This window comes from Halomonas beimenensis, from assembly GCF_002549795.1.
GTDB classification, from domain to species: domain Bacteria; phylum Pseudomonadota; class Gammaproteobacteria; order Pseudomonadales; family Halomonadaceae; genus Halomonas; species Halomonas beimenensis.
Genome location: NZ_CP021435.1, coordinates 2,824,768 through 2,848,862, shown reverse-complemented (window position 1 = coordinate 2,848,862; position 24,095 = coordinate 2,824,768). Strand labels below are relative to the sequence as shown.

The following is a 24,095-nucleotide window of genomic DNA, read 5'->3' as shown; positions in this document are numbered from 1 at the left end:
GCAGAATGAGGCGGAGGGGAAGTGGAGCCCGGCCGTCGCGGCGGCCGGGCGAGGGGCTCAGGCCTCGTCGCTGCGCTCGTCGGCGTGGCAGGCCGCGGCGGTGAAGAGCACGTCGGTGGAAGAGTTCAGCGCGGTCTCGGTGGCGTCCTGCAGCACGCTGATCACGAAGCCGATGGCGACCACCTGCATGGCCACCTCGGCGGAGATGCCGAACAGGCTGGCGGCCATGGGGATCAGCAGCAGCGAGCCGCCGGCCACGCCGGAGACGCCGCAGGCCGCCAGGGCGGAGACGATGCACAGCAGCAGGGCGGTGGCGAAGTCGACCTGGATGCCCAGGGTATGGGCGGCGGCCAGGGTGGTCACCGTGATGGTGATGGCGGCGCCGCACATGTTGATGGTGGCGCCCAGCGGGATCGAGACGGCGTAGGTGTCGGCGTGGAGCCGCAGGCGTTGGCAGAGCTCCAGGTTGACCGGGATGTTGGCCGCCGAGCTGCGGGTGAAGAAGGCGGTGATGGCGCTGCCGCGCAGGCAGGTGAAGACCAGCGGGTAGGGGTTGCGGCGAGTCTTCCAGAACACGATCAGCGGGTTGGTCACCAGGGCGACGAAGACCATGCAGCCGAGGATCACCGCCAGCAGCCGGGCGTACTCGGCCAGGGCGTCCAGGCCGTTCTCCGCCAGGGTGTTGGCGACCAGGCCGAAGATGCCCAGCGGCGCGAGGCGGATGACCAGGCGGACGATGCCCGACACGGCATCGGCGAGGTCGTTGAGCGCCCGACGGGTGGTCTCGGCGCTACGGCGCAGCGTCAGCCCGAGCCCCACCGCCCAGGCCAGGATGGCGATGAAGTTGGCCTCCATCAGCGCCGTCACCGGGTTGGTGACGGCACTCATCAGCAGGTTGCGCAGGATCTCCTGGATGCCTCCGGGCGGCGTGCCGCCGGCCGCCGGGACCTCGAGGGTCAGGGTGGTGGGGAAGGCGAAGCTCGCCGCCACGGCCACCAGGGCGGCGACCAGGGTCCCCGCCAGGTAGAGCACCAGCACCCCGCGGATATGGGTGGGCTGGCCGTGACGGTGGTTGGCGATGGCGGCGGCCACCAGCACGAAGACCAGCACCGGGGCCACCGCCTTCAGGGCGGAGATGAACACCTGGCCGAACAGCGCGGCCGACCGGGCGTCCTCGGGGGAGAGGGTCGCGAGCAGGAGGCCGGCGGCGATGCCGAGGGCGATCTGGGGAATCAGGCCAAGCCGCAGCAGCGGACGGCTCAGGGTGTCGAGGGTGGCGAACATGGTGCGTCTCACGGGATGGTGGAAGGCGGTGTACGGTCGGGAGCCCGTCGGTCGGCGGCGGCCGCTCCATGAGATCGCCGGCCGGGGAGAGACGCCGGCCAGGGGGCGAGGGAGGCGATGCGGTCGAGCCCGGGGTGAGGCTCCCATTGGGCAGGCGCATTCTATCACCGACGCCCCTTTATGGAAGTTGTGTCTGGGATGTATTGGTAGTTCAGGAAGATCGGCTGGCTAGTGTCGGGATTGCGAGATAACTGGCGGGGTGGGCCACCTGTCGCCTCAGGAGCTGCCGGGCGATTGCTGCAGGTAGAGGTGGGGATCGTCGTTGAAGGTCAGCGGGACGTCGCTGCGGCATTCCCTGCAGAGACAGGACTGCGCCTCGAAGTCGGGCACGAAGCGTTGCCAGGTCGAGCGGTCGCGGCTGACCTCGTTGTTGCCGCATCGGCACAACAGGATGAAGGTGCCGGAGGGGCCGGGCGAGAAGAGGATTCGCGGGTCAGGGCGCGAGGTCATGACGAGGCGCACCTCAGGCAAGAGCATTTCGGGTGCATCAATTAAGCAGGTTGAGTCTTTCATGTCTCGGAGCCCTTTGCAAGAAACGGCATACAATGTCGGCGAACGCGTAGGGAATGAGCATGAAACAACCGTATGTTTCGTAACGGGGAAGCAGGTCATGGGCGTCCATTCTCGGGGGAAGGGACGGGATCTTCGACCGGCGATCCCTGACGCCTGGGCGACGAGATCGCCGACGGCCGTCGACGTCGAGGCGTACAAGAGGCACATGGCGATCCGCCCCGGTGCCCGCCATCGAGGTTCGGGGCTCGACCGCTGGCGTTCGGCGACGGGGCGAAGAAAGTCAGGCGGGGCCGGAAAAGCCGGTGGGATCGGGGAGACCGCCCCAGCGGGGCGCCGGGACAGGCAGGGAAGCGCTCGCTAACCCCCGCGGGGGCCGAGCAGGATGACCCCGGCCCCGGCCAGGCAGAGGCCGGCGCCGATCAGGTCCCAGCGGTCGGGCAGGCGCTGCTCCACGGCCCACAGCCAGCCCAGCGAGGCGACGATGTAGACGCCGCCGTAGGCCGCATAGGCCCGGCCGGCATAGTCGGCCGAGGACAGGCTGAGCAGCCAGGCGAACAGCGCCAGGCTGGCCATGCCGGGGACCAGCCAGAGCGCGGACTTGTCGAGCCGCCACCAGGCCCAGACGCTGAAGCAGCCGGCGATCTCCGCCAGGGCGGCGGCGACATAGACCAGGGCGGTCATCGGTCCCGCCGCGCCGGGCCCGGTGTCCCGGAGGGTGCCGGGACGTCATGCCAAGTCCGCCTCATGCCGAGAGGCGTGCCTCCACGGCGTCGAGGAAGCCGTGCATGTCCACCACCGTCTCCCCGGCCGGGTCGTTGGTCTTGCCCTTGAGGTCGCCGGTGATGATGCCGTCGCCGACGGTGTCGATCAGGGCGGCCTTGAGGCGGGTGGCGTAGTCGGCCAGCGCCGGGTTGGCCTCGCGCTCCGCCAGGGTCTCCAGGGCGTTGGCCACGGCGAAGATCAGCGCCGAGGAATTGAAGTGAGCCTCCTTGCCGTCGCTCTCCAGGTACTTCAGGTAGAGGTCGTGGGCGGTGCCGTGGGGCGCCTCGAACAGCATGGTGCCGTTCTTGCTCTCGATGATGGAGCTGGCGGTGGCGAGGCTGCCGCCGAGGGCCGCGGAGATGTCCGAGAAGATGTCGCCGTCCAGGTTCTGCGCCGGGTAGAGGGCGTTGCGGGGCGGGTCGGTGATCATCTTGATCAGCTGGCTGGAGGGTCGCATGATCATGAACGACGGCGGCGGGGTATCCGCCTTGGCCAGCTCGTGGCGCACGTCGGTGATGACGGTGCTGAACACCTCGTCGTATTCCATGTACTCGCGCTTGAGACCGAAGTAGACCTCCTTGTCCTTGCGCGAGGCGTCGCGGAACACCTGCAGCACCCAGTCCTTGATGGCCTCGTGATCGTTGGACATCAGCAGGATGGGGTCGCCCTTGCGGACGCGACGGGCATGCTTCTCCTCGCCGTCGACCACCACCTTGAGGAGGCCGTCCTCCTCGGCGGGGGCGTTGAAGCTGCCGTACTGGTCGCCGCCGCCGGCGCTCATCCGCGAGATCGACACCTGGGCCTTGCGGCTGGGGATGCCGTAGCGCTTGAGCTGTTCCACCAGCTTGTAGAGCTTGCGGCCGGTGTTGTTGTCCGGCACGCCCCACAGGGCGCGCTCCGGCGGGTTGGCCACGATCCGCGCGGCCTGGGCGTCGATCAGCTCGTAGTGGTAGGCCAGGCCCAGCGACTCGGCCTTCGCCTGGTAGTGATCCCGGTAGATGGCCTCGATGGCTGCGCGCATCACGCCGTCATAGCCGGCGATCACGGTGTCCTTGAGGCCCAGGTAGATGTCGCGCTGCTCGTCGATGGCGCGCTGGAAGAAGCGGTGGGCCCAGGCCTCGACCGCCTCCAGGTCGTTGGTGGCCAGCAGCCAGGGATCGCCCTTGTTCACCTCGCGGCGGTGCAGTTCCACCGGGTCGCCACTGGCGCCCACGAACATCAGCTTGACCACGCCGGTGGCGTCGGACAGGGCGTTGGCGCTGTCCTTGATGCCGCCTTCGTCCATGGTGTCCACCTCGATGTCGCGGCCGATCCACTCCGGCCGCTCCATCTGGAGGTTGCGGAACTGGATGTCCTCGCGGGTGATGTTGCCGCCGATGCCCTTGCGGATCGCCCCGTTGGGCGACTTGGTGGCCAGCGGGTGCAGGGTGCTCGGGTCCAGCTCCGGATGCTTGGCCAGCAGCTCGTCGAGCTGGGCCCGGTTGACGGTCATGCCGGCGTTCTTGACGCCGACGCCGAAGCGGTTGAGCGCATCGATGGCGTCCTTGACCGCCTGGCCGTTGGTGACCAGCCGGTTCTCGGCGGTCAGGTCGATCTCGACCAGGTCGATGTCCAGCGGCGCGGTCACGAACTTGTCGAGGATCTTCTCGAAGGCCACCTGGGCCATCTCGTCGCCGTGCAGGATGACCAGGGGGGATGCCACCTTGATCTTGTCGCTCATCATTCTTCCCATTCGCACTAGTGGAGTCTGCCTGCCTCACCCTCCGGATGAGGCCCGGCTCGTGGCCGGGGAACGCCGGTCAGGCCGCGGCGTCGGGCTCGCTTCGACCAATGCTTCATTGTACATGCAATGCCGAGCCGACGGGGGCGCGGGACCATGCCGTTCCGGGCATCGGGCGCGGGTGCGGCCGTCGTTCGGGTGGGGAAGACGCCCTCACATGGGCTTCGGGCCGGTCCTGGCCGGTGAGTGAGCGTGCACTCTCCGGGCCAGGTCGGCCACGTGGGGATCCTCCACCCCGAGCGCCTCCAGGGCCTCGGCCAGGTTGAGCAGGTAGTCCCGGTTGGGGCCGCTGGGGCCGTGGGCCTCGGCGATCTGGCGGGCCATGGCGGTGGGCTCGGCCTCGCCCAGGAAGGCGGCGTTGTCCTCGGTGGCGATGTAGGTCAGCCCCTGGGCGGTCTCGCCGCCCTCGAAGAAGAGCGTGGTGACCTCGCGCAGGTAGCCGTTCTTCTCGCGCACGTCCAGGGGGCGGAGGGTCTCGGGGGTGATGCGGTAGGCCATGCCGTGGCAGAGGGCGCCGGGCTCGGGGACCAGGGTGGCCACCCGTCCTGGGGCCTCCGGGGTGCCGCGGTGGTCGTGGGAGCCTTGCCAGAAGCGCCGCGTCCAGCCGCGGATATGCGCCGGGCGACGCTCCAGGTAGGGGAAGCCCGCCTTCCAGATCAGCGAGCCGTAGCCGAACAGCCAGAGGCTGTCCCGATCATCGAAATGGGTCATGCGGCGGTTGAGGGCGGTGGTGTCTTGGACCATGGGGCTCGTCCGTGTCGTCGTCGGCGCGTATCGGCCTTCATGATGCGCCGCCGGGGCGGCAGGGCGAAAGCCCGGCAAGGCTTGTATACAAGATTCACCAGCGTAAGATGGATTTCCACGTTTGCCCATCCCGTCATCGAGGAGTGCCCCCATGAGCTTTCATGTCTACCTGTCCGGCGAGATCCACACCGACTGGCGCGAGGAGATCCGGCGCGGCGCCGAGGACGCCGGCCTGGACGTCGTCTTCACCTCGCCGGTCACCGACCACGACGCCAGCGACGCCGCGGGCGATCACCTGGGCCCGCAGAGCGAGGGCTTCTGGCGCGACCACAAGTCGTCCAAGGTCAACGCCATCCGCACCAAGACCCTGATCGAGCAGAGCGACCTGGTGGTGGTGCGCTTCGGCGACAAGTACAAGCAGTGGAACGCGGCCTTCGATGCCGGCTACTGCGCCGCCCTGGGCACGCCCTACGTCACCCTGCACGGCGAGGAGATCGTCCATCCGCTCAAGGAGGTCGACGCCGCGGCCATGGCCTGGGCGACCACTCCCGCCCAGGTGGTGGAGATCCTCCGCTACGTCTTGCGCGCCTGATTCCTTCAACATCGAGGCTGATCCGTCGACAGGTCCCGGAGCGCCGGACCGACGAGGGGGCGCTGTAGACCCCTCCATGGGCGCTACTTTTGCCGTCCATGGTCAAAAGACCCCCTCTGCGACCTGTCCCCGGCGCCTCTAGTCTGCCCAACGGTGATTGCTTTGAAGTCTTTCCCTTCGGGACTGGTGTCCACCGGCCCCGGCGGCCCGCCGCCTGTCGGTTCCGACCGATGGTCATGAGAGTCACGGATGTCGAGTCACATTTTTCGATCCCTGGAGGCGAATAGCGCTATTTAACGAAATGCTGCTAGGCTCACTCGGGTTCGACAACTCTCTGATTCGAGGAGCTTCCCCGCCATGACCGTGATGATTCTCGGCCTTGTGATCTTCCTCGGTGTGCATTCCGTGCGCATCGTCGCCGACGACTGGCGCAGCGCGCGCATCGCGCAGTGGGGCGAGCTGCGCTGGAAGGCCCTCTACGGCCTGGCCTCGCTGATCGGCCTGGCGCTGGCGATCTGGGGCTTCGGCCAGATGCGCCTCTCGCCCGTCCAGCTGTGGGTGCCGCCGGTGGCCCTGCGCCACCTGGTCGCGCTGCTGATGATCCCGGCCTTCATCCTGGTGGTGGCGGCCTATGTCCCGCATAACCATCTCAAGGCCCGCCTGGGGCATCCCATGATCCTGGGCGTGAAGCTCTGGGCCTTCTCCCACCTGCTGGCCAACGGCCGGCTCGGCGATGTCGTCTTCTTCGGCGCCTTCCTGGTCTGGGCGATCCTCGACTTCCGCGCCGCCCGGCGTCGCCCCGCGCCCGCCCCGGCCGCCCCGACCCTGGGGGGCACCCTCGCCACCCTGGTGATCGGCGTGATCGCCTACGGGGTCTTCGCGTTCTGGCTGCATGCGCCCTTGATCGGCGTGCCGGTGATGTGAGGACTCACCGACATGGAAGCGCTGTGGATGTGGCCGGCCACCGGCCTTGGCCTGGGGCTCTCGCCGCTGGCCTCCGGCACCTTCGGCTCGCTGCTGGCGCTGCCGCTGGCCTGGTGGCTGCTGGGACGCTCGCGCCGCCTGCAGCTCGGGCTGGTGGCGGTGTTGCTGGTGGCGGCCATGCCGCTGTGCCAGCTGGCCTCGGACACCCTGGGCGGCAAGGACGACGGGCGCATCGTCGCCGACGAGATCGTCGCCTTCCCGGTGGCGGTGCTCGGTCAGGCGGCGGCCCGCCAGCCGCTGGCGATGGCCGGAGCCTTCGTCGCCTACCGGGTGCTGGACGCCACCAAGCCCCCGCCGGTGGCCCAGGTGGAGGCCGTGGCCGGCGGGGTGGGCATGATGCTCGACGACCTGGTGGCGGCGCTCTATGCCTGGCTGCTGGTCGCCGGCGGGCTGGCCCTGTGGCGCCGCCGCGCGATCTGAGCCGTCAGGCCTTGTCCGGCGGAGGCGGCGGGAAGTCCACGTCGAAGCCCCGGGCGTCGAGCTGGCGGATCGTGGTGGGGCGGCCCTGGTCGTCGAGCTCCACCAGGCCGATGCCGGCGCCGTTCCAGAGCCGTTCGCCGGCCCGGGCCCGGTCCGGGTCCCGGGGACGGATGTGCATGGGCCGGCGCTTGGTGAACCAGTTGAGCGGCGAGCGGGGCGCATAGAGCCAGCGGTTGGCGCGGTCGAACCAGTCCAGCAGGGTGTCGGGGAAGGCGTTCTTGAGGCCGCTGGAGGTGATCTGCCACAGCCGTGGCCCGCCCCGGCGGTGGCGAATGCGGATGTCGTAGGCGAAGGAGTAGTGCACGTCGCCGGAGAGGATGACGTAGTGCCCGGGCGTGCGCGAGTGGCGGAAGATGTTGAGCATCACGCTGGCCGCGCCGCGGTGGGCCATCCAGTTCTCGGCATCCACCAGCAGCGGCTTGCCGGCCAGGGTGAACAGCTTCTGGATGGCCTCGATCAGCTTGACGCCGAACATCGGCGCCGGCGAGACGATGATCACCGAGGGGGCGTCCAGCAGCTCCTGCTGGAATTCCGACAGGGCCTCCCAGTCCATGAGTCCCGAGGGGCGGCGCGGGCTGCGCTCGCTGCGCCAGCGGCGGGTGCGGGTGTCCAGCACCACCAGCTTGGGCGGCCCCGGCAGCTGGAACTCCCAGCCCTCGAAGCGCAGCAGGTGACGGATGCAGGCGTCATGGGGCTCGGCGGGGAGCCAGCCGTCGGCGTCGGCCGCCGCCTCGAGCAATCCGTCCAGCTCGTCCAGGGGCTCGGCCAGCCGGTCCGGGTCGTTGCCCCAGCCCTGGCAGAGCAGGTAGGCGAGCAGGGCATTGCCGATGATGCGCCGCGAGAAGGGATGGCCGTAGGCGGTCGTCTCCCAGTCGGCGGTGAGGTTCCAGTCGTCGGTGATGTCGTGGTCGTCGAAGATCATCAGCGACGGTAGGTGGGCGAGCAGCCGGGCGGCGGCGGGCAGGCCGGCGACGAAGCGCTCGATGATCGCCGCTTCGGCATCGAAGGCCTCGGCGTGAGGGGCGTCGAGCGCGGGCTTGGCCACTTCCACCAGCCGCCAGGGGGTGGGCGACCACACCAGCAGGTACATGGCGATGACCTCGGCGAAGCTCATCAGGTGGTTGTGGGCATGGGCCGAGGTGAACACCGGCTTGCGCACGCCGCCGAAGAAGCGTTCGCGCAGGTCGGCGCTGCTGGTCACGTCCGGCAGCAGCGCCTCGCGGCGGTAGTAGGTCGCCTCGGCGCCATAGAGCGCCTGGCTGTCGGTCACGGTGGCGCCTTCCAGGGGCTCGTCGAACAGCCCCAGCCGATGGATCAGGGCGTGGATGGCGACCAGCAGGGGGCCGGCCACGTCGTCGACGTAGACCTGGTCGCCGGTCATCAGCAGCCAGGCCGGCCAGGCCTCGGCGTCGTCTCGGCGCTCGGCGAGCCAGGCGTCGGCGCGCACCAGGCCGTCCGGGCCGTCGTGGTGCGGCCGTCGGCAGGAACCGTGCAGCAGGCGGCGATGGCCCTCGGCCAGCACGAAGGCCGGCCGCCGGGCGCCCTCGTGGAGCAGGTGGGGCGCCCAGTCGGCGATGCCGGCCTCGCTGTCCCCGGTGGCGAGGCGCAGGTCGTAATCGATGGCCACGCCGGTGGGCAGCGGCGTCTCCAGGTGGACGTCGATCAGGTGCAGGACGGCGTGGCGGCCCAGCGGCAGGCGCCGGACCCGCCGCTCGTTCAGGCTCAGCCGGCGCGGGGCGTGCCCCTCGGGGTGCAGCAGCAGCCGGCCCTCCAGCGGGCGGCTGCCCACCAGCCAGATCAGCAGGCGCTCGGGCGAGAGGCGGCGCAGCAGCGGGCCGGCGAGTACGTCGGGGAGCGGGGCGTGGTCGGTATCGGGAGACGTCATTGTCGGGGGCAGCTTCCTGGGTCGGCCGGCGAAACGGCGAGGACCTGACTCGCCAGCCGCCATGGTAGCCGACAAGGCCCCCTCGCCGTGAGTCGCCGAGGAGCGACGTGAGCCGGGCTTGACTGGGGGGGTGGCCAAGGGGGCTAGACTGAATGGGTTCCGTGACCGTATCTCGGCTCATTCCCCCGGTTCAAGCAAGGAGGCGCTCCATGACGAGGTTCCTGGCGCAGTGGCACGAGGCGGCGATTACCAGCCTCGGCTTCTTTTGGATGGCGCTCTGGGCGTTCGTCCTGGGTTATCTGATCAGCAGTCTCATCCAGGTGTTGGTGAGCCGGGAGCGCATGCAACGTGCCATGGGAAAGGACGGCCCCCGCAGCATGCTGCTGGGTACCTTCTTCGGCTTCATATCCAGCTCCTGCAGCTTCGCGGCCCTGGCCACCACCCGGGCCCTCTTCCAGAAGGGGGCCGGGCTGGCGCCTTCCCTGGCCTTCCTGTTGGCTTCCACCAACCTGGTGGTCGAGCTTGGCTTCGTGATCGCGATCTTCCTGGGCTGGCCCTTCGTGGTCGGTGAATACGCGGGCGGCGTCATGCTGATCCTGTTCGCCTGGGCCTTCGTCCGCCTCACCTCACCGGATCGATTGATCGCCCGAGTCCGGGACCGCCTCGGCGGCGGGGATGGCCAGCACGACGGCCATTCGCCGCCCGACTGGCGGCGGCGTCTCACCAGCCGCGACGGCTGGGAACGGATCGCCCGCACCTACGTGATGGAGTGGCAGATGGTCTGGAAGGATGTGCTGATCGGCTTCAGCGTTGCCGGCATCATCGCGGCCTTCGTCCCCCGGACCTTCTTCCAGGCGCTCTTTCCGGGCGCAGGGACATCGGCCGGGGCCTTGGAGCTGATCGCCCAGGCGCTGATCGGCCCAGTGGCCGCCTTCTTCACCTTCATTGGCTCCATGGGCAACATTCCTCTGGCGGCTGTCCTGTTCGACAACGGCGTGAGCTTCGCGGGGGTGATGGCGTTCATCTTCTCGGACCTGGTGGTGCTGCCGGTGTTACGGATCAATGCGCGCTATTACGGCTGGAAGATGGCGTTCTACCTGCTGGCAGCCCTGCTCTCGGGGCTGGTGCTGACGGCGCTGCTTCTGCATCTGGGGCTGGATCTGCTGGGTGCGCTGCCGGATGCCACCCTCACCGGGCGCATCACCGAGCGCGAGTTTTTCGCCCTCAACTATGGTTTCTTTCTGAACCTGGCCTTCCTGGGAATTACCGTGGTCCTGGCCTGGCTGTGGTGGCGAGCTCCCGGTGATGGCAATCATCACCATCACCACCATGGGGACGACAGCCCCTCGCTGGGGACCCGGGTGTTGCAGGGCCTGGTGGGGCTGGCTCTGGCCTGGCTGGTGGGGGGACTGCTGGTGGCACCTCTGGCCGGCTGAACCGGTCTGACCGGGCCAGGGATGCCTGGGAAGCCGGTGAGCGACGGCCAGACAAGGCAAGAGTCGGTGACGAGGCGAGTCCACAGGGAGTCAATGAATCCGTTGATCGGACTCGCCCGCGAGTCGAGGGTCAACGCCGTATAACCGGGCGCAGGCGCTGTTCAGACAATGGCTAGCGCAGCCAGTGGAAGGCGCGGAGCAGATAGGCCTGGGCATCGTGCTCGATGAGACGCCCATGGGACAGGATCAGTCGCTCCGGGGCCCAGTCGAGCAGCGCCTCCAGATGGGCCCGGGCCGTCCGGCGGTGGCCGAGGAAGGTCAGCCGCCAGTCCAGGGGCATGCCGCCGTGCGGGGCCAGGATGCCGGTGACCCGGGCCAGCCAGCGTTGCCAGGGCCTGAGGGACTCCGGCGGGAAGTTCTCCACCAGGTCGGCGACGATCAGGGTGGCGGAGGGGCGATGGAAGAAGACGCATTCCACCATCCGTGGCGAGCCGGTGAACAGGCGCTGGTCGATCACCGGCTGCCAGTCCGGGTGGGGCGCCTGCAGGGTGCCGTCGAAGCGCAGGTCCCGGCGCTTGGCGATCAGTTCCGGGGTGCCATGGGTCAGGGCACCGGGGTAGGCCCGCTGCCAGGCGTCGAGGAAGAGATGATGCAGGTGGTTGGGGGCGACCAGGTGGTGCACCGGCCCGAGGCTCTCCAGCTGGCGTTGTCGCTCGGGCGTCAGGCGGATGGGACTGTGCACCCAGAGCCCGCCGTCGGGCAGGCGCACGACCGTCATTCGGGTGGCATAGGGCAGCCCCATGAAGGGCACCGTCTCGCCCTCGAACAACCAGAGATCCTCGTCCCACTGACGCATCGTCATGCTCCCTCTCCTCCATGATCGGGAAACCCTTTCGACAGACCCTTAGCCTAGCAGCCTGCCGGCGTGACGCGGCGAGACAGGGCCTCGGACGGGCGTGTTAGGCTGGCGACACCCCGATGCGGAGCGAAGGAGGCGCGCCATGGGGCAGCATCACGACCATTCCCACCCACCGGGCGACAGCCAGCGCCGCCTGGGCTGGGCGATCGGGCTCACCGGCGCCTTCATGGTCGCCGAGGTGGTCGGCGGGATCCTCTCCGGGTCGCTGGCGCTGTTGGCCGACGCCGGTCACATGCTCACCGACACCGCGGCGCTGGCCCTGGCCTGGTTCGCCACCCGGCTCAGCCGGCGGCCGGCGGATCGCCGCCGCACCTTCGGCTACCACCGGGCGCAGATCCTGGCCGCCTTCGTCAACGGCCTGGCGCTGATCGCCATCGTGATCTGGATCGCCATCGAGGCCATCCGCCGCCTCGTCACCCCCGTGACGGTGGCCGGCACGCCCATGCTCGTCATCGCCGGGGTGGGCCTGGCGGTAAACCTGGTGGTGTTCGCGATCCTGCACTTCGGCGATCGCGACAACCTCAACATGCGTGGCGCGGCCCTGCACGTGCTCGGCGACCTCCTGGGCTCGGTGGCCGCCATCGTCGCCGCGCTGGTGATCCTGGCCACGGGCTGGATGCCCATCGACCCCCTGCTGTCGCTGCTGGTGGCGGTGCTGATCCTGCGCAGCGCCTGGCGATTGACCCGGGAGTCCGGGCACATCCTCCTGGAGGGGGCGCCGGAGGCACTCGACGTGACGCGCATCGAGCGCGAGTTGCCGGAGCGCCTGGCGGCGGTGCGTGACGTCCATCACGTCCATGCCTGGTCGCTGACCCCGGGCCGGCATCTGCTGTCGCTCCATGCCGCCATCGAGGAGGATGCCGACCGCGAGGAGACGCTGGTGGCCATCAAGGCGGTGCTGCTCGAGCGCTTCGACGTGGAGCATGCCACCATCCAGCTCGAGGCCGTCGAGCGCTGTGCCGACGAGGTGAAGGATCGCCAGGAGTGAGCCCGGCGCTCAGGCCTCGGCCTGCCCAGGGTCGGGCAGCGCCGAGTGTAGCCACCAAGGCGGTGCGTCAGCTCATGCGCTGCAGGCTGCGCTCGCCGAGCCACCACTGGTGGACGAGTGCGGCCAGCACATGGCCGCCGATCATCAGCCACAGCAGGTTGGCGGCGACCTCGTGGATCTCCTCGAAGGATTCCTCGAGCCACTCGATCTCGGCGCCGGCAGGAATCAGCGGCAGACCGAAGAAGGCCACGCCATGGCCGCTGCCCCAGGCGGTGAACACGCCGCTGACCGGGAGCAGCAACAGCAGGGCATAGAGCGCCAGATGGCCTAGGCGGGCGGCGAGACGCCAGTGGGCGGGCGGGGCCAGGCGGCCGCGGTTGAGCCAACGCCAGGCCAGACGGACGGCCAGCAGCCCGAGCAGCAGCACGCCGATGCTCTTGTGCCACGCCATCAGCCTGGCCTCGCCGAACCCTTCGAGGGCTTCCATCCACCAGTCGCTGGCGAGCATCAGCAGCACCAGCAGGGCCATGGACCAGTGCAGGGCGCGGGACACGAGGCCGTATCGCTGTTCGGTATCGAGCCAATTCATGAGGATCACTCCTTGGGGCATGGGACCAGGATCCTTTTACCCGGCATACCTTGCAGGAGCCTTAAGGGCCCGTTCATGACGGGCTCCTCTCGTGACCGGCGTCGCGAACCGGGCGTCACCAGAGCCCCAGGTGATCGACCAGGATGGTGGTGCCGATGCCGATCAGCACCACGCCGCCGAGCACCTCCGCCCGCTGGCCGACCAGCACCCCGAGACGCCGGCCCAGCAGCACCCCCAGGGTCGCCATCAGGGTGGTGGCCGCGCCGATGGCCAGGGCGGTCAGCAGGATGTTGACCTCGATGAAGGCCAGGCCGATGCCCACGGTGAGGGCGTCGATGCTGGTGATCACGGCGGTGGCGGCGACCAGCCACCAGGCCTGGCGTCGCGGGGCGGGGGCGTCGCCCGCTCCATCCGGCGTCGAGAGCCCGCCGAGAATCATGCGCCCGCCGAGGATCAACAGCAGGATGAAGACGATCCAGTGATCCCAGGCGGCGATATGCCGGGCGGCGCCCAGGCCTAGGGCCCAGCCGATCAGGGGGGTCAGGCCCTCGACCACGCCGAAGATCAGGCCCGTGCGCAGAGCCTCGCGGAATCGGGGGTGATCGACGGCGGCGCCCTTGCCGATGGCGGCAGCGAAGGCGTCGGTGGACATGGAGAAGGCCAGCAGGGTCGTGGAAAGCGGCGTCATGGCTCAGGGTTCCGGGCCGGGCGATTCACCACGACGGCACGACGCGCCCGGCCACGGACGTCGCACCGTCGATGGTCTCGCCCACCCCGGCGCTCGCGAGACGACCTGAGGCGTCGTTCGTCGAGCGCCGGGGCGCACCTGCCACGGCATCTGGCCGACCATGTTGACAGGCGCTCTCGCACACGCGGCGCGAGCCGGCTACTCCCCAACGAGGGTAGGGTGGATGGGGCCGCGATAGGCAGGCTCCATCACCGGGATGGGCGCAGCCTATCACCTTCCCGTCGGGGCGTCAGCCCCTCGGCCCCTCCGAGGGTATCCGGCGCGCGGCGGGGTGAGCCCTCACACCAGCTTGCTCTCCCGCAGGCGGGCCTGGGCAATGGGCGGGGCGAAGCTGTCCGGGTCGGCGTCATTCCAGTAGTCGCGGAAGACCGGGTGATGGGCGGCGCGTCCCTCCAGCAGCTCGTCGGGTGCGAGAAAGTCGAAGAGGGTGGCCAGGCTGCGGATCTCGTGGCGGGACACCCGGCGGATGATGTGCTCCGGGCCCAGCTCGGCGGGATGCCGAAGGCCGGCGGCGGCGAGCATCTCGGCCAGCGCCTGGCGGGTGCCGGCCTGGTAGCGTTGCACCCGCTCCGCCTTGAGGGGGATGTCGAGCCGGCTGCCCCGCCAGGGGTTCTGGGTGGCCACGCCGCTCGGGCAGCGGTCGGTGTGGCAGCTCTGGGCCTGGATGCAGCCCAGGGCGAACATGAAGCCCCGAGCCGAGTTGCACCAATCGGCGCCCAGCGCCAGGGTGCGGGCGATGTCGAAGGCGCTGATCACCTTGCCGGCGGCGCCGATGCGCACCCGCTCGCGCAGCCCCGTTCCCACCAGGGTGTTGTGCACCAGCAGCAGGGCATCGGTCAGCGGCATGCCCAGGCTGTTGACGAACTCCAGGGGGGCCGCCCCGGTGCCGCCCTGGCCACCGTCCACCACCACGAAGTCGGGATGCTGGTCCTCCTCGAGCATGGCCTTGACCACCCCGAACCATTCCCAGGGGTGGCCGATGGCCAGCTTGATGCCCACCGGCTTGCCGCCGGAGAGCTCGCGCAGGCGCCGGATGAAGCCGATCATCTCCCGGGGCGTGGCGAAGGCGCCGTGGGCCGACGGGGAAACCACGGCGCGCCCTTCGGGGACGCCACGCACCCGGGCGATCTCGGCGGTGACCTTGGCGGCGGGCAGGATGCCTCCATGGCCGGGCTTGGCGCCCTGGGAGAGCTTGATCTCGATCATCTTCACCGTGTCCCGGGTCGCGGCCGCGGCGAAACGCTCCGGGTCGAAGCGTCCGACCTCATCGCGGCAGCCGAAGTAGCCCGAGCCGATCTCCCAGACCAGGTCGCCGCCCCTCTGGTGATACGGGGAGATCCCGCCCTCGCCGGTGTCGTGGTAGAAGCCGCCTCGCCGGGCGCCGTCGTTCAGCGCGCTGATGGCATGGGCCGACAGCGAGCCGAAGCTCATCGCCGAGATGTTGAAGATGCTCACCGCATAGGGTCGGGGGCGATCGGGGCCGACCATCACCCGGAAGTCGTGATCCTCGATGTCGGCGGGCGCCAGGGAGTGGTTCATCCACTCGTAGCCCGGCGCCTGCATGTCGCGCAGCGAGCCGAAGGGCTTCTTGTCGATGGTGCCCTTGGCCCGGCGGTAGACCAGGCTGCGCTGCTCGCGGGAGAAGGGCACCTCCTCGTTGTCGCGCTGGATGAAGTACTGGCGAATCTCGGGGCCGAAGGACTCCAGCAGGTAGCGCAGATGGGCGGTGATCGGGTAGTTGCGGCTGACCGTGTGACGGCGTTGCCAGAGGTCGTGGGTGCCCATGCCGGCGAGGAGCCCGAAGGTCAGGGTGCCGAGCCCCCAGCCCCACGCCGGGGCCAGCAGCAGGGCGACCAGGCAGAACAGGAAGCCGAGCAGGCTCAGGGCATAGACGAGGAAGCGGCGGGGCGGTCGAGGCATGGCGGACTCCGGGCGGGGGAACCCTGCCATTGCAGGCCCGGGGCGGGCGAGTGTCAATCTCTCGCCCCGACGGGACCTATGCTGTGGATACGGAAGGACGCGCGTATTCCGGGGGCAAGGCAGTCGATGACATCGCACGACAGTTCCTTCATCAGCCAGGGCACCCGCTGCGCGGGCACCCTGATGCTGCCCGAGACGGGGACCAAGCCGCCGGTCATCGTCATGGCGCATGGCTTCGGCGCCATCCGTGCCGCCGGGCTCATGTCCTTCGCCGACCGCTTCGTCGCCGCGGGCTATGCGGTCTTCACCTTCGACTATCGAAGCTTCGGCGACAGCGCGGGCGAGCCGCGCCAATGGGTCAGCCCGCGCCGCCACCTCCAGGACTGGCGGGCGGCGGTGCGGCACGTGCGCGCCTTGCCCGAGGTGGATGTCGCCCGCCTGGTGCTCTGGGGTACCTCCTTGTCCGGCGGCCATGTCATCCAAGCCGCCGCCGGGGATGCCGGCATCGCCGCGATCATCGCCCAGGTGCCGCATGTCAGCGCCCCGGCGAGCCTGAGGCGGGTGCCGCTCGGCAACATCCTTCGCCTGGGGGCGGCGGGCCTGGCCGATCTGGTCGGCGGGTGGTGGGGACGGCCCGTCTACCGGCCGATCGTGGGGCGGCCGGGCGAGGTCGCTGCCATCACCACGCCGGAGGCCTGGGACGGCTATCTCGGTCTCGTGCCCGAGGGGGCGCCCTGGGAGAACAAGACCCGGGCGCGGGCCTTCCTGGCCTTCCCCTTCTACAGCCCGATCCGCCATGCGCACCGGGTGTTCGCCCCGGCGCTGGTCATCGCCGGCCGGCGCGATGCGGTGACGCCGGCCGGCGCCGCCCGCAAGGCGGCGGACCGCCTGCCCCGAGGACGCTTCGAAGCGCTCGACTGCCACCACTTCGCCCCCTACGTGGGCGAGACCTTCGAGCGCAACGTCCGCCTGCAGCTGGATTTCCTGCGGGAGGTCGTGCCGACGACCCCGGGCGCCGAGCGCTCGGGACCCTGACATCCCGGCGTTCAACGCTCTCCCAGGGACCACACCCGGTCGAGCACGGCCAGCGCCGCGGCGATCACCGGCTCGTCGCGGCGGTCGCGGCGCCAGAGGAAGCTCAGCGCGCAGGGGAGGCGCACCCCCTCGGCGACGGCCAGCCCGCGCTCCTGGCGCTCGGCCATGGCTAGGGCATCCCGCGCCTGGCTGAGGCCCACGCCGGTGCGCACCATGTCCAGCATGCAGGCCTCCTGGTCGACCCGGGCCACTGGCCGGACCGCCAGCCCCCGGGGGGCGAGCTCGCGCTCGAGGAGCCGATGATGCACGGACTCGCCCGGCGTGACGATCCACGGCAGCTCCGCCAGCCGGGCCCAGTCGCCGCCGCCCAGGCGTGAGCCCCAGCCGGGCGGGGCCACCACGTGGTAGTCGAACCGGGTCAGTTCCAGGTAATCGAGCACGTCGCCGGCCTCCGCCGGCCCCTCGCCGGGCGGGGCCAGGAAGAAGCCCACGTCCAGCTCGTCGCGGAGGATCCGGTCACGCACGTTGCCGCTCATGCCGTGCTGCAGCTCGGTCTCCAGCTGCGGGGCCCGTTCCACCAGATGGTGCAGGAAGGCCCCCAGGCGGATGAACTCCGGGTCGACGATGGTGCCGATGCGCAGCCTGCCGCGCGGGGTCTCGTGCAGCGCGCCGGCCGCCAGGTCGAAGGCCTGGCAGGCGCTGAGCGCCTCCTCGGCCTTGGGCAGCAGGGCCTGGCCGTCGGCGGTCAGGGCGAGCCCCTGGGGACGGCGACGGAACAGCGTGAGGCCCAGTGACTGCTGGAGCTGCTTGAGCTTGAGGCTCACCGCCGGTTGGGTGAGGTGGAGCCGCTCGGCGGCCCGGGAGACGCTGCCTTCCCGGGCGACGGCGACGAAGGCGCGCAGTGTCTGCAGGTCCTGCATGGGGCTCCCCGGGGCGTTAGTGATATCAGAGAAACTTATATCCTGGTTTTGAATTTCTCAATTGCTCCGAGCGGCCATGACGCTAGTCTAGACAGATGATCCGTCGCGAAGCCTGTTAAATCGGGGTTTCGGCGACACAGGCGAACAACGACGAGGCGAGGCCCGCATGACCACGACCCCTATCCAGCATTATATCAATGGCCAACTTGCCGACGGCGACTCCGGTCGTACCCAGGAGGTCTTCAATCCGGCCACCGGCCGGGTGAGCGGTCGGGTGGCCCTGGCCTCCCGGGCCGATGTCGATGCCGCCGTCGCCGCCGCCGAGGCGGCCTTCCCGGCCTGGGCCGACACCCCGCCGATCCGTCGGGCCCGGGTGATGTTCCGCTTCCTGGAACTGTTGAATGCCCACAAGGACGAGCTGGCCCGAGCCATCACCCGGGAGCACGGCAAGGTGTTCACCGATGCGCAGGGCGAGGTGGCTCGGGGCATCGACATCGTCGAGTTCGCCTGCGGCATCCCGCAGCTGCTGAAGGGCGACTACACCGAGCAGGTGAGCACCGGCATGGACAACTGGACCATGCGACAGCCCCTCGGCGTGGTCGCCGGCATCACGCCGTTCAACTTCCCGGCCATGGTGCCGATGTGGATGTTCCCCGTCGCCATCGCCACGGGCAACTGCTTCATCCTCAAGCCGAGCCCGCTCGACCCCAGCGCCTCGCTGATGATCGCCGACCTGCTCGAGCAGGCCGGCCTGCCCAAGGGCGTGTTCAACGTGGTGCAGGGCGACAAGGAGGCCGTCGAGGCGCTGATCGAGCATCCCGAGGTCCGGGCGCTGTCCTTCGTGGGCTCCACGCCCATCGCCAACCTGATCTACGAGAACGGGGCCCGCCACGGCAAGCGCGTCCAGGCCCTGGGCGGGGCCAAGAACCACATGGTGGTGATGCCCGACGCCAACCTGGACAAGGCCGTCGACGCCCTGATCGGCGCCGCCTATGGCAGTGCCGGCGAGCGCTGCATGGCGATCAGCGTGGCGGTGCTGGTGGGCGAGGTGGCCGACGAGATCGTGCCGCGGCTGGCGGAGCGGGCCCGCGCGCTCAAGGTCAAGAACGGCATGGAACTCGACGCCGAGATGGGCCCCATCGTCACCGCGGCGGCGCACCAGCGCATCACCGGCTACATCGACAAGGGCGTCGAGGAGGGGGCCGACCTGGTGGTGGACGGCCGCGACTTCGACGGCAGCCGTGCCGGCGAGGGCTGCGCCGAGGGCTTCTGGATGGGCGGCACCCTGTTCGATCGCGTCACCCCGGAGATGACCATCTATCGTGAGGAGATCTTCGGTCCGGTGCTGGCCTGCGTGCGGGTGCCGGACGTGGCGACCGCCATCCGCCTGATCAACGAGCACGAGTTCGGCAATGGCGTGAGCTGCTTCACCGAGAGCGGCAGCGTGGCCCGGGAGTTCGGCCGCCGCATCCAGGTGGGCATGGTGGGCATCAACGTGCCGATCCCGGTGCCCATGGCCTGGCACGGCTTCGGCGGCTGGAAGCGTTCGCTGTTCGGCGACACCCACGCCTATGGCGAGGAGGGCGTGCGGTTCTATACCAAGCAGAAGTCGATCATGCAGCGCTGGTCCGACGCCATCGACGCCGGCGCCGAGTTCGCCATGCCGACCGCCAAGTAGGGCGGCCTGGCCAGGAGCATGCCGATGAACGCACAAGCACGAGAGTTCGACTACGTCATCGTGGGCGCCGGCACCGCCGGCTGCCTGTTGGCCAACCGCCTCAGCGCGGACCCGGCCAACCGGGTGCTGCTGATCGAGGCCGGCGGGCGCGATCGCTATCACTGGATCCATATCCCGGTCGGTTATCTCTACTGCATCGACAACCCGCGCACCGACTGGCGATTTCGCACCGAGCCGGATCCGGGGCTGAACGGTCGCTCGCTGATCTATCCGCGCGGCAAGACGCTCGGGGGCTGCTCGAGCATCAACGGGATGCTCTACCTGCGCGGCCAGGCCCGCGACTACGACGGCTGGGCCGAGTTGACCGGCGACGACGCCTGGCGCTGGGAGAACTGCCTGCCCGACTTCATGCGCCATGAGGATCATCATCGCCTGGACCCGGGCGGCGATGCCGACGCCGCCCATCGCGATTTCCACGGCCACGGCGGGGAATGGCGCATCGAGAAGCAGCGACTGAAATGGCAGGTGCTGGACGATTTCGCCTCGGCCGCCGTGGAAGCCGGCATTCCGCGGACCCGGGACTTCAACCGGGGAGACAACGAAGGGGTCGACTACTTCGAGGTCAACCAGCGCTCGGGCTGGCGCTGGAACACCTCGAAGGCGTTCCTGCGCGACGTCGAGAAGCGCGACAACCTGACCCTCTGGCATTCCACCCAGGTGCTGGGCCTCGAGTTCGCGACGGGCGAGGGCGACGAGCCCCGCTGCCGCGGGGTGAAGGCCGAGCGGTCGGGCGAGGAGGTCGTGGCGACGGCCCGCCGCGAGGTGATCCTCTCCGCCGGCGCCATCGGGTCCCCCCAGCTGCTGCAACTCTCGGGGGTCGGCCCGGCGGACCTGCTGGCCGAGCACGGCATCCCGCTGGTACACGAACTGCCGGGCGTGGGCGAGAATCTCCAGGACCACCTGCAGATTCGCTCGGTCTACAAGGTGACCGGGGCGAATACCCTCAACACCATGGCCAACTCGCTGTGGGGCAAGGCCCGGATCGGCCTGGAATATGCCCTGACGCGTTCCGGTCCCATGAGCATGGCGCCGTCACAGCTGTGCATCTTCACGCGCAGCTCCGAGGACTACCGGCACCCCAACATCGAGTACCACGTCCAGCCGCTGAGCCTGGACGCCTTCGGCCAGCCCCTGCACGACTTCCCGGCGATCACGGCCAGCGTCTGCAACCTCAATCCGACCAGCCGGGGCACGGTGCGGATCAAGAGCCGCGATCCCCGGCAGGCGCCGGCCATCGCCCCCAACTACCTGAGTACGCCCGAGGACCGCCAGGTGGCGGCGGACTCGCTGAGGGTCACGCGTCGCATCGCCGCCCAGCCGGCCTTCGCCAGGTACGCGCCCGAGGAGGTCAAGCCGGGGGTGGAGTACCAGAGCGACGAGGACCTGGCGAGGCTGGCCGGGGACATCGGCACCACCATCTTCCATCCGGTCGGGACCGCGAAGATGGGGCGCGAGGACGATCCCATGGCCGTGGTGGACTCGCGCCTGCGGGTCCGGGGCGTGCGCGGCCTGCGGGTGGTGGACGCCAGCGTGATGCCGACCATCACCAGCGGCAACACCAACTCGCCGACCCTGATGATCGCGGAGAAGGCGGCGGCCTGGCTGAGGGAGACGTCGTAATCTTGTCGTCATTCGACGCAAATAGGGTTTGACCTGCGCCCTCGAAGGGCGCATGCTGCTCGCAGTTGGTTGGCAAGTCGCACATCGCAAGTGGTCATCGAAAGCTCAATAGCGTCGGTCGCCCGGTGAAAGTCTCTTGTTATACCCACTGCAACTCGGGTATCTCCCCGGCAAAACATCACGCTATTCGAGGATTTCGACAATGGCTACCGGTACCGTCAAGTGGTTCAACGACACCAAGGGCTACGGCTTCATCTCTCCGGACGACAACGGTGACGACCTGTTCGCCCACTTCTCCGAGATTCAGGCCGACGGCTTCAAGTCCCTGCAGGACGGCCAGAAGGTCTCCTTCGACGTCACCCAGGGCAAGAAAGGCCTGCAGGCGTCCAACATCAAGGCCATCGACTAAGCTCGACCGGTGACTTGATTCGCCGCCTCCGGGCGGCCTGGCGGGGCTCGCGACAGCGAGCCCCGCTTTCGTTGGTGCGGACCTTGCAAATTCCTTTTGCGTCTAAATGAATTTCTAAAAATAACTTTTTAGTATATGCGCCTGGCGGCACAATGAGGTGGTTCGTACTCTCCCTCTGGAATGCCCATGTCCCCGGACGCCTGGATCTCGCTCGTCGTCGTCACCGCCGTCTTCCCCGTGATGGCCCTGACCCGTATCGGCCCCGACATGGTGCTGATGGGCGCGCTGGTGCTGCTGCTCGGCCTGGGCGTGGTCGACCCCCAGCAGGCCCTGGGCGGCTTCTCCAGCAGCGGGCTCTTCACCGTCGCCTTCATGTACGTGCTGGTGGCCAGCATCCGCGAGACCGGGGGCATCGACCTGATCATCCGCTACGTGCTGGGGCGACCCAAGGGCGAGCGCCTGGCCCTGGCCCGGCTGGTACTGCCGGTGGCGCCGCTCAGCGGCTTCCTCAACAATACCCCGGTGGTCGCCACCTTCATCCCGGCGGTGCTGAGCTGGAGCCGGCGGCTCAACCTGCCGGCCCATCGCCTGCTGATGCCGCTGAGCTTCGCGTCCATCCTGGGCGGTACCATCACCCTGCTGGGCACCAGCACCAACCTGGTGGTCCATGGCCTGCTCATCGAGCGCTATCCCTCGCTGGCCATGGGGCTCTTCGATATCGCCTGGGTCGGGGTGCCGGTGGCGGTGGTCGGCGTGACCTACCTGCTGCTGGTGGGGCGGCGCCTGCTGCCGCCGCGCCAGGGCGCCACCGAGGTGTTCGAGAATCCCCGGGAATTCACCATCGAGATGGAGGTGGATCCGGCCGGTCCCCTGGTGGACAGGACGGTCGAGGAGGCCGGCCTGCGCCATCTTCAGGAACTCTTTCTCGTGGAGATCGAGCGCGACGGCAACGTGGTCAGCGTGGTGGGCCCCGGGGAACGGCTCAAGGGCGGCGATCGGCTGGTCTTCGCCGGCACCTCCGCCGGCGCGGTGGAGCTGCAGCAGATCCGTGGCCTGGTGCCCTCCCACCACGGCGAGTCCAGCCTGCAGAAGGACTTCAAGGAGCGCCGCCTGGTCGAGGCGGTGGTCTCCGACCAGTGCCAGTTCATCGGCCGACGCATCCGCGACGGTCACTTCCGCACCCTCTACGGCGCCGCCGTCCTGGCCGTGTGCCGGGGCGGCGAACGGGTGGCCGGCAACCTGGGCCAGATCCGCCTGCAGCCCGCCGACGTCCTGCTGCTGGAGGCGCGCCCCCCCTTCATCGAGCGCCACCGCCAGTCCCGTGACTTCCTGCTGATCAGCCAGCTCAACGGCTCGGCCCGTCCGGCCCACGAGCGGGCGTGGCTGGCCTGGAGCATCCTCGCCGGGGTGGTGCTGCTGGCCACCACCGGCCTGACCAGCCTGCTCAATGCCGCCATGCTGGGCGCGGCGGCCTCGGTGCTGTCCGGCTGCTGCACCATCGGCGCCGCCAAGCGCGGCCTGGACACCCAGGTGCTGCTGACCCTCGCCGCCTCCTTCGGCCTCGGCGCCGCCCTGGACGCCAGCGGGGCCGCCTCCGCCCTGGCCGGCACGGCCATGGGGATGGTCGACGGCAACCCCTGGTGGCTGCTGATCGGCACCTACCTGGTGGTGGCCCTGCTGACCGAGCTGGTCACCAACAACGCCGCCGCGGTGATCACCTTCCCGGTGGTGATCGCCGGGGCCGAGAGCCTGGGAGTCAGCCCCATGCCCTACGTGGTGGCGGTGATGTTCGCCGCCTCGGCCAGCTTCCTGACGCCCATCGGCTACCAGACCAACCTGATGGTCTACGGCCCCGGCGGCTATCGGGTGAGCGACTACCTGCGGGTGGGCGCCCCCCTGAACCTGCTCACCGCCGTGGTGGCGCTGGGGCTGATTCCGATCGTCTGGCCCTTCTGATCCCCCTCGCCGTGGGCGGCGCTTTGCGCTAGGGTGACGCTTTTGCGCCGGAGACGAGTCCATGAGCGAACCCGACGAGCTGATCATCGAGCCGCGTAGCGGCCAACCCGCCGATGCCTGCGTCTTCATCCTGCACGGCCTGGGGGCCGACGGGCACGACTTCGAGCCCCTGGTGCCGGCCCTGGCGTTGCCCGAGGGCGTCAACGTCCGCTTCATCCTGCCCCATGCGCCTCGCCTGCCGGTGACCATCAACGGCGGCATGGTCATGCCGGCCTGGTATGACATCAAGGAGATGAGCCTCGACCGCCGGGTCGACGAGGCCCAGCTCAAGGCCTCCGCGGAACGCATCCAGGGCCTGGTCCACGAGCAGCTCGAGCACGGCATTCCCGCCGAACGGATCATCCTCGCCGGCTTCTCCCAGGGCGGGGCCGTGGCCTACCAGGCGGCCTTGACCTTCCCCCGACGCCTGGGCGGCCTGCTGGCCATGTCCACCTACCTGGCCACCGCCGACAGCCTGCAGCCGGCCGAGGCCAACCGCGACCTGCCCATCGAGATCCATCACGGCCATCTCGACCCGGTCGTGCCCGAGGCCCTGGGCCAGGCCGCCCGCGACCGCCTCGAGGCCATGGGCTATCCGGTGCACTATCGCCAGTACCCCATGGCCCATGCGGTCTGCCCCCAGCAGGTGGCGGACATCGGCCGCTGGTTGACCGAACGCCTGGCGCGCTGAAGG

22 protein-coding genes are annotated in these 24,095 nt (G+C 69.4%); 11 read left to right on the top strand and 11 right to left on the bottom strand.

Translation table 11 applies throughout. The annotated features are described in order from the left end of the window. Positions 1-57 precede the first annotated feature (57 nt). From sstT to BEI_RS13270, 5 genes are all read right to left on the bottom strand, one after another. Positions 58-1,284, bottom strand: coding sequence for a serine/threonine transporter SstT (sstT, locus tag BEI_RS13290; protein ID WP_097789974.1), 1,227 nt, complete (start codon positions 1,282-1,284; stop codon positions 58-60). Between the two features lie 276 nt (positions 1,285-1,560). Then, a complete protein-coding gene (locus BEI_RS13285; protein ID WP_153045792.1) occupies positions 1,561-1,794 on the bottom strand; it encodes a hypothetical protein in 234 nt (77 codons plus the stop codon). 420 nt (positions 1,795-2,214) lie between these two features. Further along, entirely contained in the window at positions 2,215-2,538 is a 324-nt protein-coding gene (locus tag BEI_RS13280; protein ID WP_097789972.1) for a YnfA family protein, read from the bottom strand. Between the two features lie 61 nt (positions 2,539-2,599). Continuing rightward, positions 2,600-4,339, bottom strand: a complete 1,740-nt coding sequence (locus BEI_RS13275) for an isocitrate/isopropylmalate family dehydrogenase (protein WP_097789971.1) — start codon at positions 4,337-4,339, stop codon at positions 2,600-2,602. A 213-nt stretch (positions 4,340-4,552) separates the two neighbouring features. Further along, positions 4,553-5,143, bottom strand: a complete 591-nt coding sequence (locus BEI_RS13270; RefSeq protein ID WP_097789970.1) for a gamma-glutamylcyclotransferase — start codon at positions 5,141-5,143, stop codon at positions 4,553-4,555. Between the two features lie 151 nt (positions 5,144-5,294). Between BEI_RS13270 and BEI_RS13265 the strand changes: the two genes are divergently transcribed. The 3 genes from BEI_RS13265 to BEI_RS13255 all read left to right on the top strand — a co-directional run bounded on the left by BEI_RS13265 (position 5,295) and on the right by BEI_RS13255 (position 7,139). Continuing rightward, positions 5,295-5,735, top strand: coding sequence for a YtoQ family protein (locus BEI_RS13265; RefSeq protein WP_097789969.1), 441 nt, complete (start codon positions 5,295-5,297; stop codon positions 5,733-5,735). Between the two features lie 357 nt (positions 5,736-6,092). After that, positions 6,093-6,659, top strand: coding sequence for an NnrU family protein (locus BEI_RS13260; protein ID WP_097789968.1), 567 nt, complete (start codon positions 6,093-6,095; stop codon positions 6,657-6,659). A 12-nt stretch (positions 6,660-6,671) separates the two neighbouring features. Beyond that, complete coding sequence (locus BEI_RS13255; RefSeq protein WP_097789967.1) at positions 6,672-7,139, top strand: phosphatidylglycerophosphatase A family protein; 468 nt, start codon at positions 6,672-6,674, stop codon at positions 7,137-7,139. A gap of 4 nt (positions 7,140-7,143) precedes the next feature. Here the strand turns inward: BEI_RS13255 and BEI_RS13250 are convergent, their stop codons facing one another. Continuing rightward, complete coding sequence (locus BEI_RS13250) at positions 7,144-9,084, bottom strand: metallophosphoesterase family protein (protein ID WP_097789966.1); 1,941 nt, start codon at positions 9,082-9,084, stop codon at positions 7,144-7,146. Between the two features lie 209 nt (positions 9,085-9,293). Between BEI_RS13250 and BEI_RS13245 the strand changes: the two genes are divergently transcribed. Continuing rightward, positions 9,294-10,520 carry a permease gene (locus tag BEI_RS13245; RefSeq protein WP_097789965.1) on the top strand — a complete coding sequence of 409 codons (1,227 nt, stop codon included), beginning with the start codon at positions 9,294-9,296 and terminating at the stop codon, positions 10,518-10,520. 172 nt (positions 10,521-10,692) lie between these two features. On the opposite strand, the gene BEI_RS13240 is transcribed toward BEI_RS13245, so the two are convergent. Then, positions 10,693-11,382: a DUF4336 domain-containing protein gene (locus BEI_RS13240; protein WP_227644476.1), complete on the bottom strand. Its 690-nt coding sequence runs from the start codon at positions 11,380-11,382 to the stop codon at positions 10,693-10,695. A gap of 139 nt (positions 11,383-11,521) precedes the next feature. On the opposite strand from BEI_RS13240, the gene BEI_RS13235 reads away from it, so the two are divergent. Further along, positions 11,522-12,427 (top strand): cation diffusion facilitator family transporter, encoded by a 906-nt coding sequence (locus BEI_RS13235; RefSeq protein ID WP_097789964.1) that lies wholly within the window; start codon positions 11,522-11,524, stop codon positions 12,425-12,427. A gap of 67 nt (positions 12,428-12,494) precedes the next feature. Here BEI_RS13235 and BEI_RS13230 read toward each other — a convergent pair whose 3' ends face one another. The 3 genes from BEI_RS13230 to BEI_RS13220 form a co-directional block, all read right to left on the bottom strand. Continuing rightward, on the bottom strand, positions 12,495-13,016 hold the full coding sequence (locus BEI_RS13230) for a cytochrome b (RefSeq protein WP_097789963.1): 522 nt from the start codon (positions 13,014-13,016) through the stop codon (positions 12,495-12,497). A gap of 115 nt (positions 13,017-13,131) precedes the next feature. Then, positions 13,132-13,704 (bottom strand): manganese efflux pump MntP, encoded by a 573-nt coding sequence (mntP, locus tag BEI_RS13225; RefSeq protein WP_097789962.1) that lies wholly within the window; start codon positions 13,702-13,704, stop codon positions 13,132-13,134. A gap of 339 nt (positions 13,705-14,043) precedes the next feature. Next, positions 14,044-15,684 (bottom strand): FMN-binding glutamate synthase family protein, encoded by a 1,641-nt coding sequence (locus BEI_RS13220; protein WP_097789961.1) that lies wholly within the window; start codon positions 15,682-15,684, stop codon positions 14,044-14,046. A gap of 126 nt (positions 15,685-15,810) precedes the next feature. Between BEI_RS13220 and BEI_RS13215 the strand changes: the two genes are divergently transcribed. Beyond that, a complete protein-coding gene (locus tag BEI_RS13215) occupies positions 15,811-16,719 on the top strand; it encodes an alpha/beta hydrolase (protein ID WP_097789960.1) in 909 nt (302 codons plus the stop codon). 11 nt (positions 16,720-16,730) lie between these two features. Here the strand turns inward: BEI_RS13215 and BEI_RS13210 are convergent, their stop codons facing one another. Next, entirely contained in the window at positions 16,731-17,639 is a 909-nt protein-coding gene (locus tag BEI_RS13210; protein WP_097789959.1) for a LysR family transcriptional regulator, read from the bottom strand. A 166-nt stretch (positions 17,640-17,805) separates the two neighbouring features. Between BEI_RS13210 and BEI_RS13205 the strand changes: the two genes are divergently transcribed. From BEI_RS13205 to BEI_RS13185, 5 genes are all read left to right on the top strand, one after another. After that, complete coding sequence (locus BEI_RS13205) at positions 17,806-19,317, top strand: CoA-acylating methylmalonate-semialdehyde dehydrogenase (RefSeq protein WP_097789958.1); 1,512 nt, start codon at positions 17,806-17,808, stop codon at positions 19,315-19,317. 24 nt (positions 19,318-19,341) lie between these two features. Next, entirely contained in the window at positions 19,342-20,997 is a 1,656-nt protein-coding gene (locus BEI_RS13200; RefSeq protein ID WP_193765110.1) for a GMC family oxidoreductase, read from the top strand. A gap of 202 nt (positions 20,998-21,199) precedes the next feature. Continuing rightward, on the top strand, positions 21,200-21,406 hold the full coding sequence (locus BEI_RS13195) for a cold-shock protein (RefSeq protein ID WP_097789956.1): 207 nt from the start codon (positions 21,200-21,202) through the stop codon (positions 21,404-21,406). 186 nt (positions 21,407-21,592) lie between these two features. Next, a complete protein-coding gene (locus BEI_RS13190; RefSeq protein WP_097789955.1) occupies positions 21,593-23,362 on the top strand; it encodes an SLC13 family permease in 1,770 nt (589 codons plus the stop codon). Positions 23,363-23,423: 61 nt separating this feature from the next. Beyond that, complete coding sequence (locus tag BEI_RS13185) at positions 23,424-24,092, top strand: alpha/beta hydrolase (RefSeq protein ID WP_097789954.1); 669 nt, start codon at positions 23,424-23,426, stop codon at positions 24,090-24,092. Positions 24,093-24,095: the final 3 nt, after the last annotated feature.

Excerpts from the sequence above, each read along its gene's own strand:
- BEI_RS13250 (WP_097789966.1), bottom strand. The coding sequence starts at position 9,084 with ATGACGTCTCCCGATACCGACCACGCCCCGCTCCCCGACGTACTCGCC.
- BEI_RS13200 (WP_193765110.1), top strand. The coding sequence starts at position 19,342 with ATGAACGCACAAGCACGAGAGTTCGACTACGTCATCGTGGGCGCCGGC.
- BEI_RS13220 (WP_097789961.1), bottom strand. The coding sequence starts at position 15,684 with ATGCCTCGACCGCCCCGCCGCTTCCTCGTCTATGCCCTGAGCCTGCTC.
- BEI_RS13280 (WP_097789972.1), bottom strand. The coding sequence starts at position 2,538 with ATGACCGCCCTGGTCTATGTCGCCGCCGCCCTGGCGGAGATCGCCGGC.
- BEI_RS13185 (WP_097789954.1), top strand. The coding sequence starts at position 23,424 with ATGAGCGAACCCGACGAGCTGATCATCGAGCCGCGTAGCGGCCAACCC.
- BEI_RS13240 (WP_227644476.1), bottom strand. The coding sequence starts at position 11,382 with ATGACGATGCGTCAGTGGGACGAGGATCTCTGGTTGTTCGAGGGCGAG.
- BEI_RS13275 (WP_097789971.1), bottom strand. The coding sequence starts at position 4,339 with ATGAGCGACAAGATCAAGGTGGCATCCCCCCTGGTCATCCTGCACGGC.
- BEI_RS13265 (WP_097789969.1), top strand. The coding sequence starts at position 5,295 with ATGAGCTTTCATGTCTACCTGTCCGGCGAGATCCACACCGACTGGCGC.
- BEI_RS13210 (WP_097789959.1), bottom strand. The coding sequence starts at position 17,639 with ATGCAGGACCTGCAGACACTGCGCGCCTTCGTCGCCGTCGCCCGGGAA.
- BEI_RS13190 (WP_097789955.1), top strand. The coding sequence starts at position 21,593 with ATGTCCCCGGACGCCTGGATCTCGCTCGTCGTCGTCACCGCCGTCTTC.
- BEI_RS13235 (WP_097789964.1), top strand. The coding sequence starts at position 11,522 with ATGGGGCAGCATCACGACCATTCCCACCCACCGGGCGACAGCCAGCGC.
- BEI_RS13215 (WP_097789960.1), top strand. The coding sequence starts at position 15,811 with ATGACATCGCACGACAGTTCCTTCATCAGCCAGGGCACCCGCTGCGCG.
- BEI_RS13255 (WP_097789967.1), top strand. The coding sequence starts at position 6,672 with ATGGAAGCGCTGTGGATGTGGCCGGCCACCGGCCTTGGCCTGGGGCTC.
- BEI_RS13260 (WP_097789968.1), top strand. The coding sequence starts at position 6,093 with ATGACCGTGATGATTCTCGGCCTTGTGATCTTCCTCGGTGTGCATTCC.
- BEI_RS13270 (WP_097789970.1), bottom strand. The coding sequence starts at position 5,143 with ATGGTCCAAGACACCACCGCCCTCAACCGCCGCATGACCCATTTCGAT.
- BEI_RS13245 (WP_097789965.1), top strand. The coding sequence starts at position 9,294 with ATGACGAGGTTCCTGGCGCAGTGGCACGAGGCGGCGATTACCAGCCTC.
- BEI_RS13195 (WP_097789956.1), top strand. The coding sequence starts at position 21,200 with ATGGCTACCGGTACCGTCAAGTGGTTCAACGACACCAAGGGCTACGGC.
- sstT (WP_097789974.1), bottom strand. The coding sequence starts at position 1,284 with ATGTTCGCCACCCTCGACACCCTGAGCCGTCCGCTGCTGCGGCTTGGC.
- BEI_RS13285 (WP_153045792.1), bottom strand. The coding sequence starts at position 1,794 with ATGACCTCGCGCCCTGACCCGCGAATCCTCTTCTCGCCCGGCCCCTCC.
- mntP (WP_097789962.1), bottom strand. The coding sequence starts at position 13,704 with ATGACGCCGCTTTCCACGACCCTGCTGGCCTTCTCCATGTCCACCGAC.
- BEI_RS13205 (WP_097789958.1), top strand. The coding sequence starts at position 17,806 with ATGACCACGACCCCTATCCAGCATTATATCAATGGCCAACTTGCCGAC.
- BEI_RS13230 (WP_097789963.1), bottom strand. The coding sequence starts at position 13,016 with ATGAATTGGCTCGATACCGAACAGCGATACGGCCTCGTGTCCCGCGCC.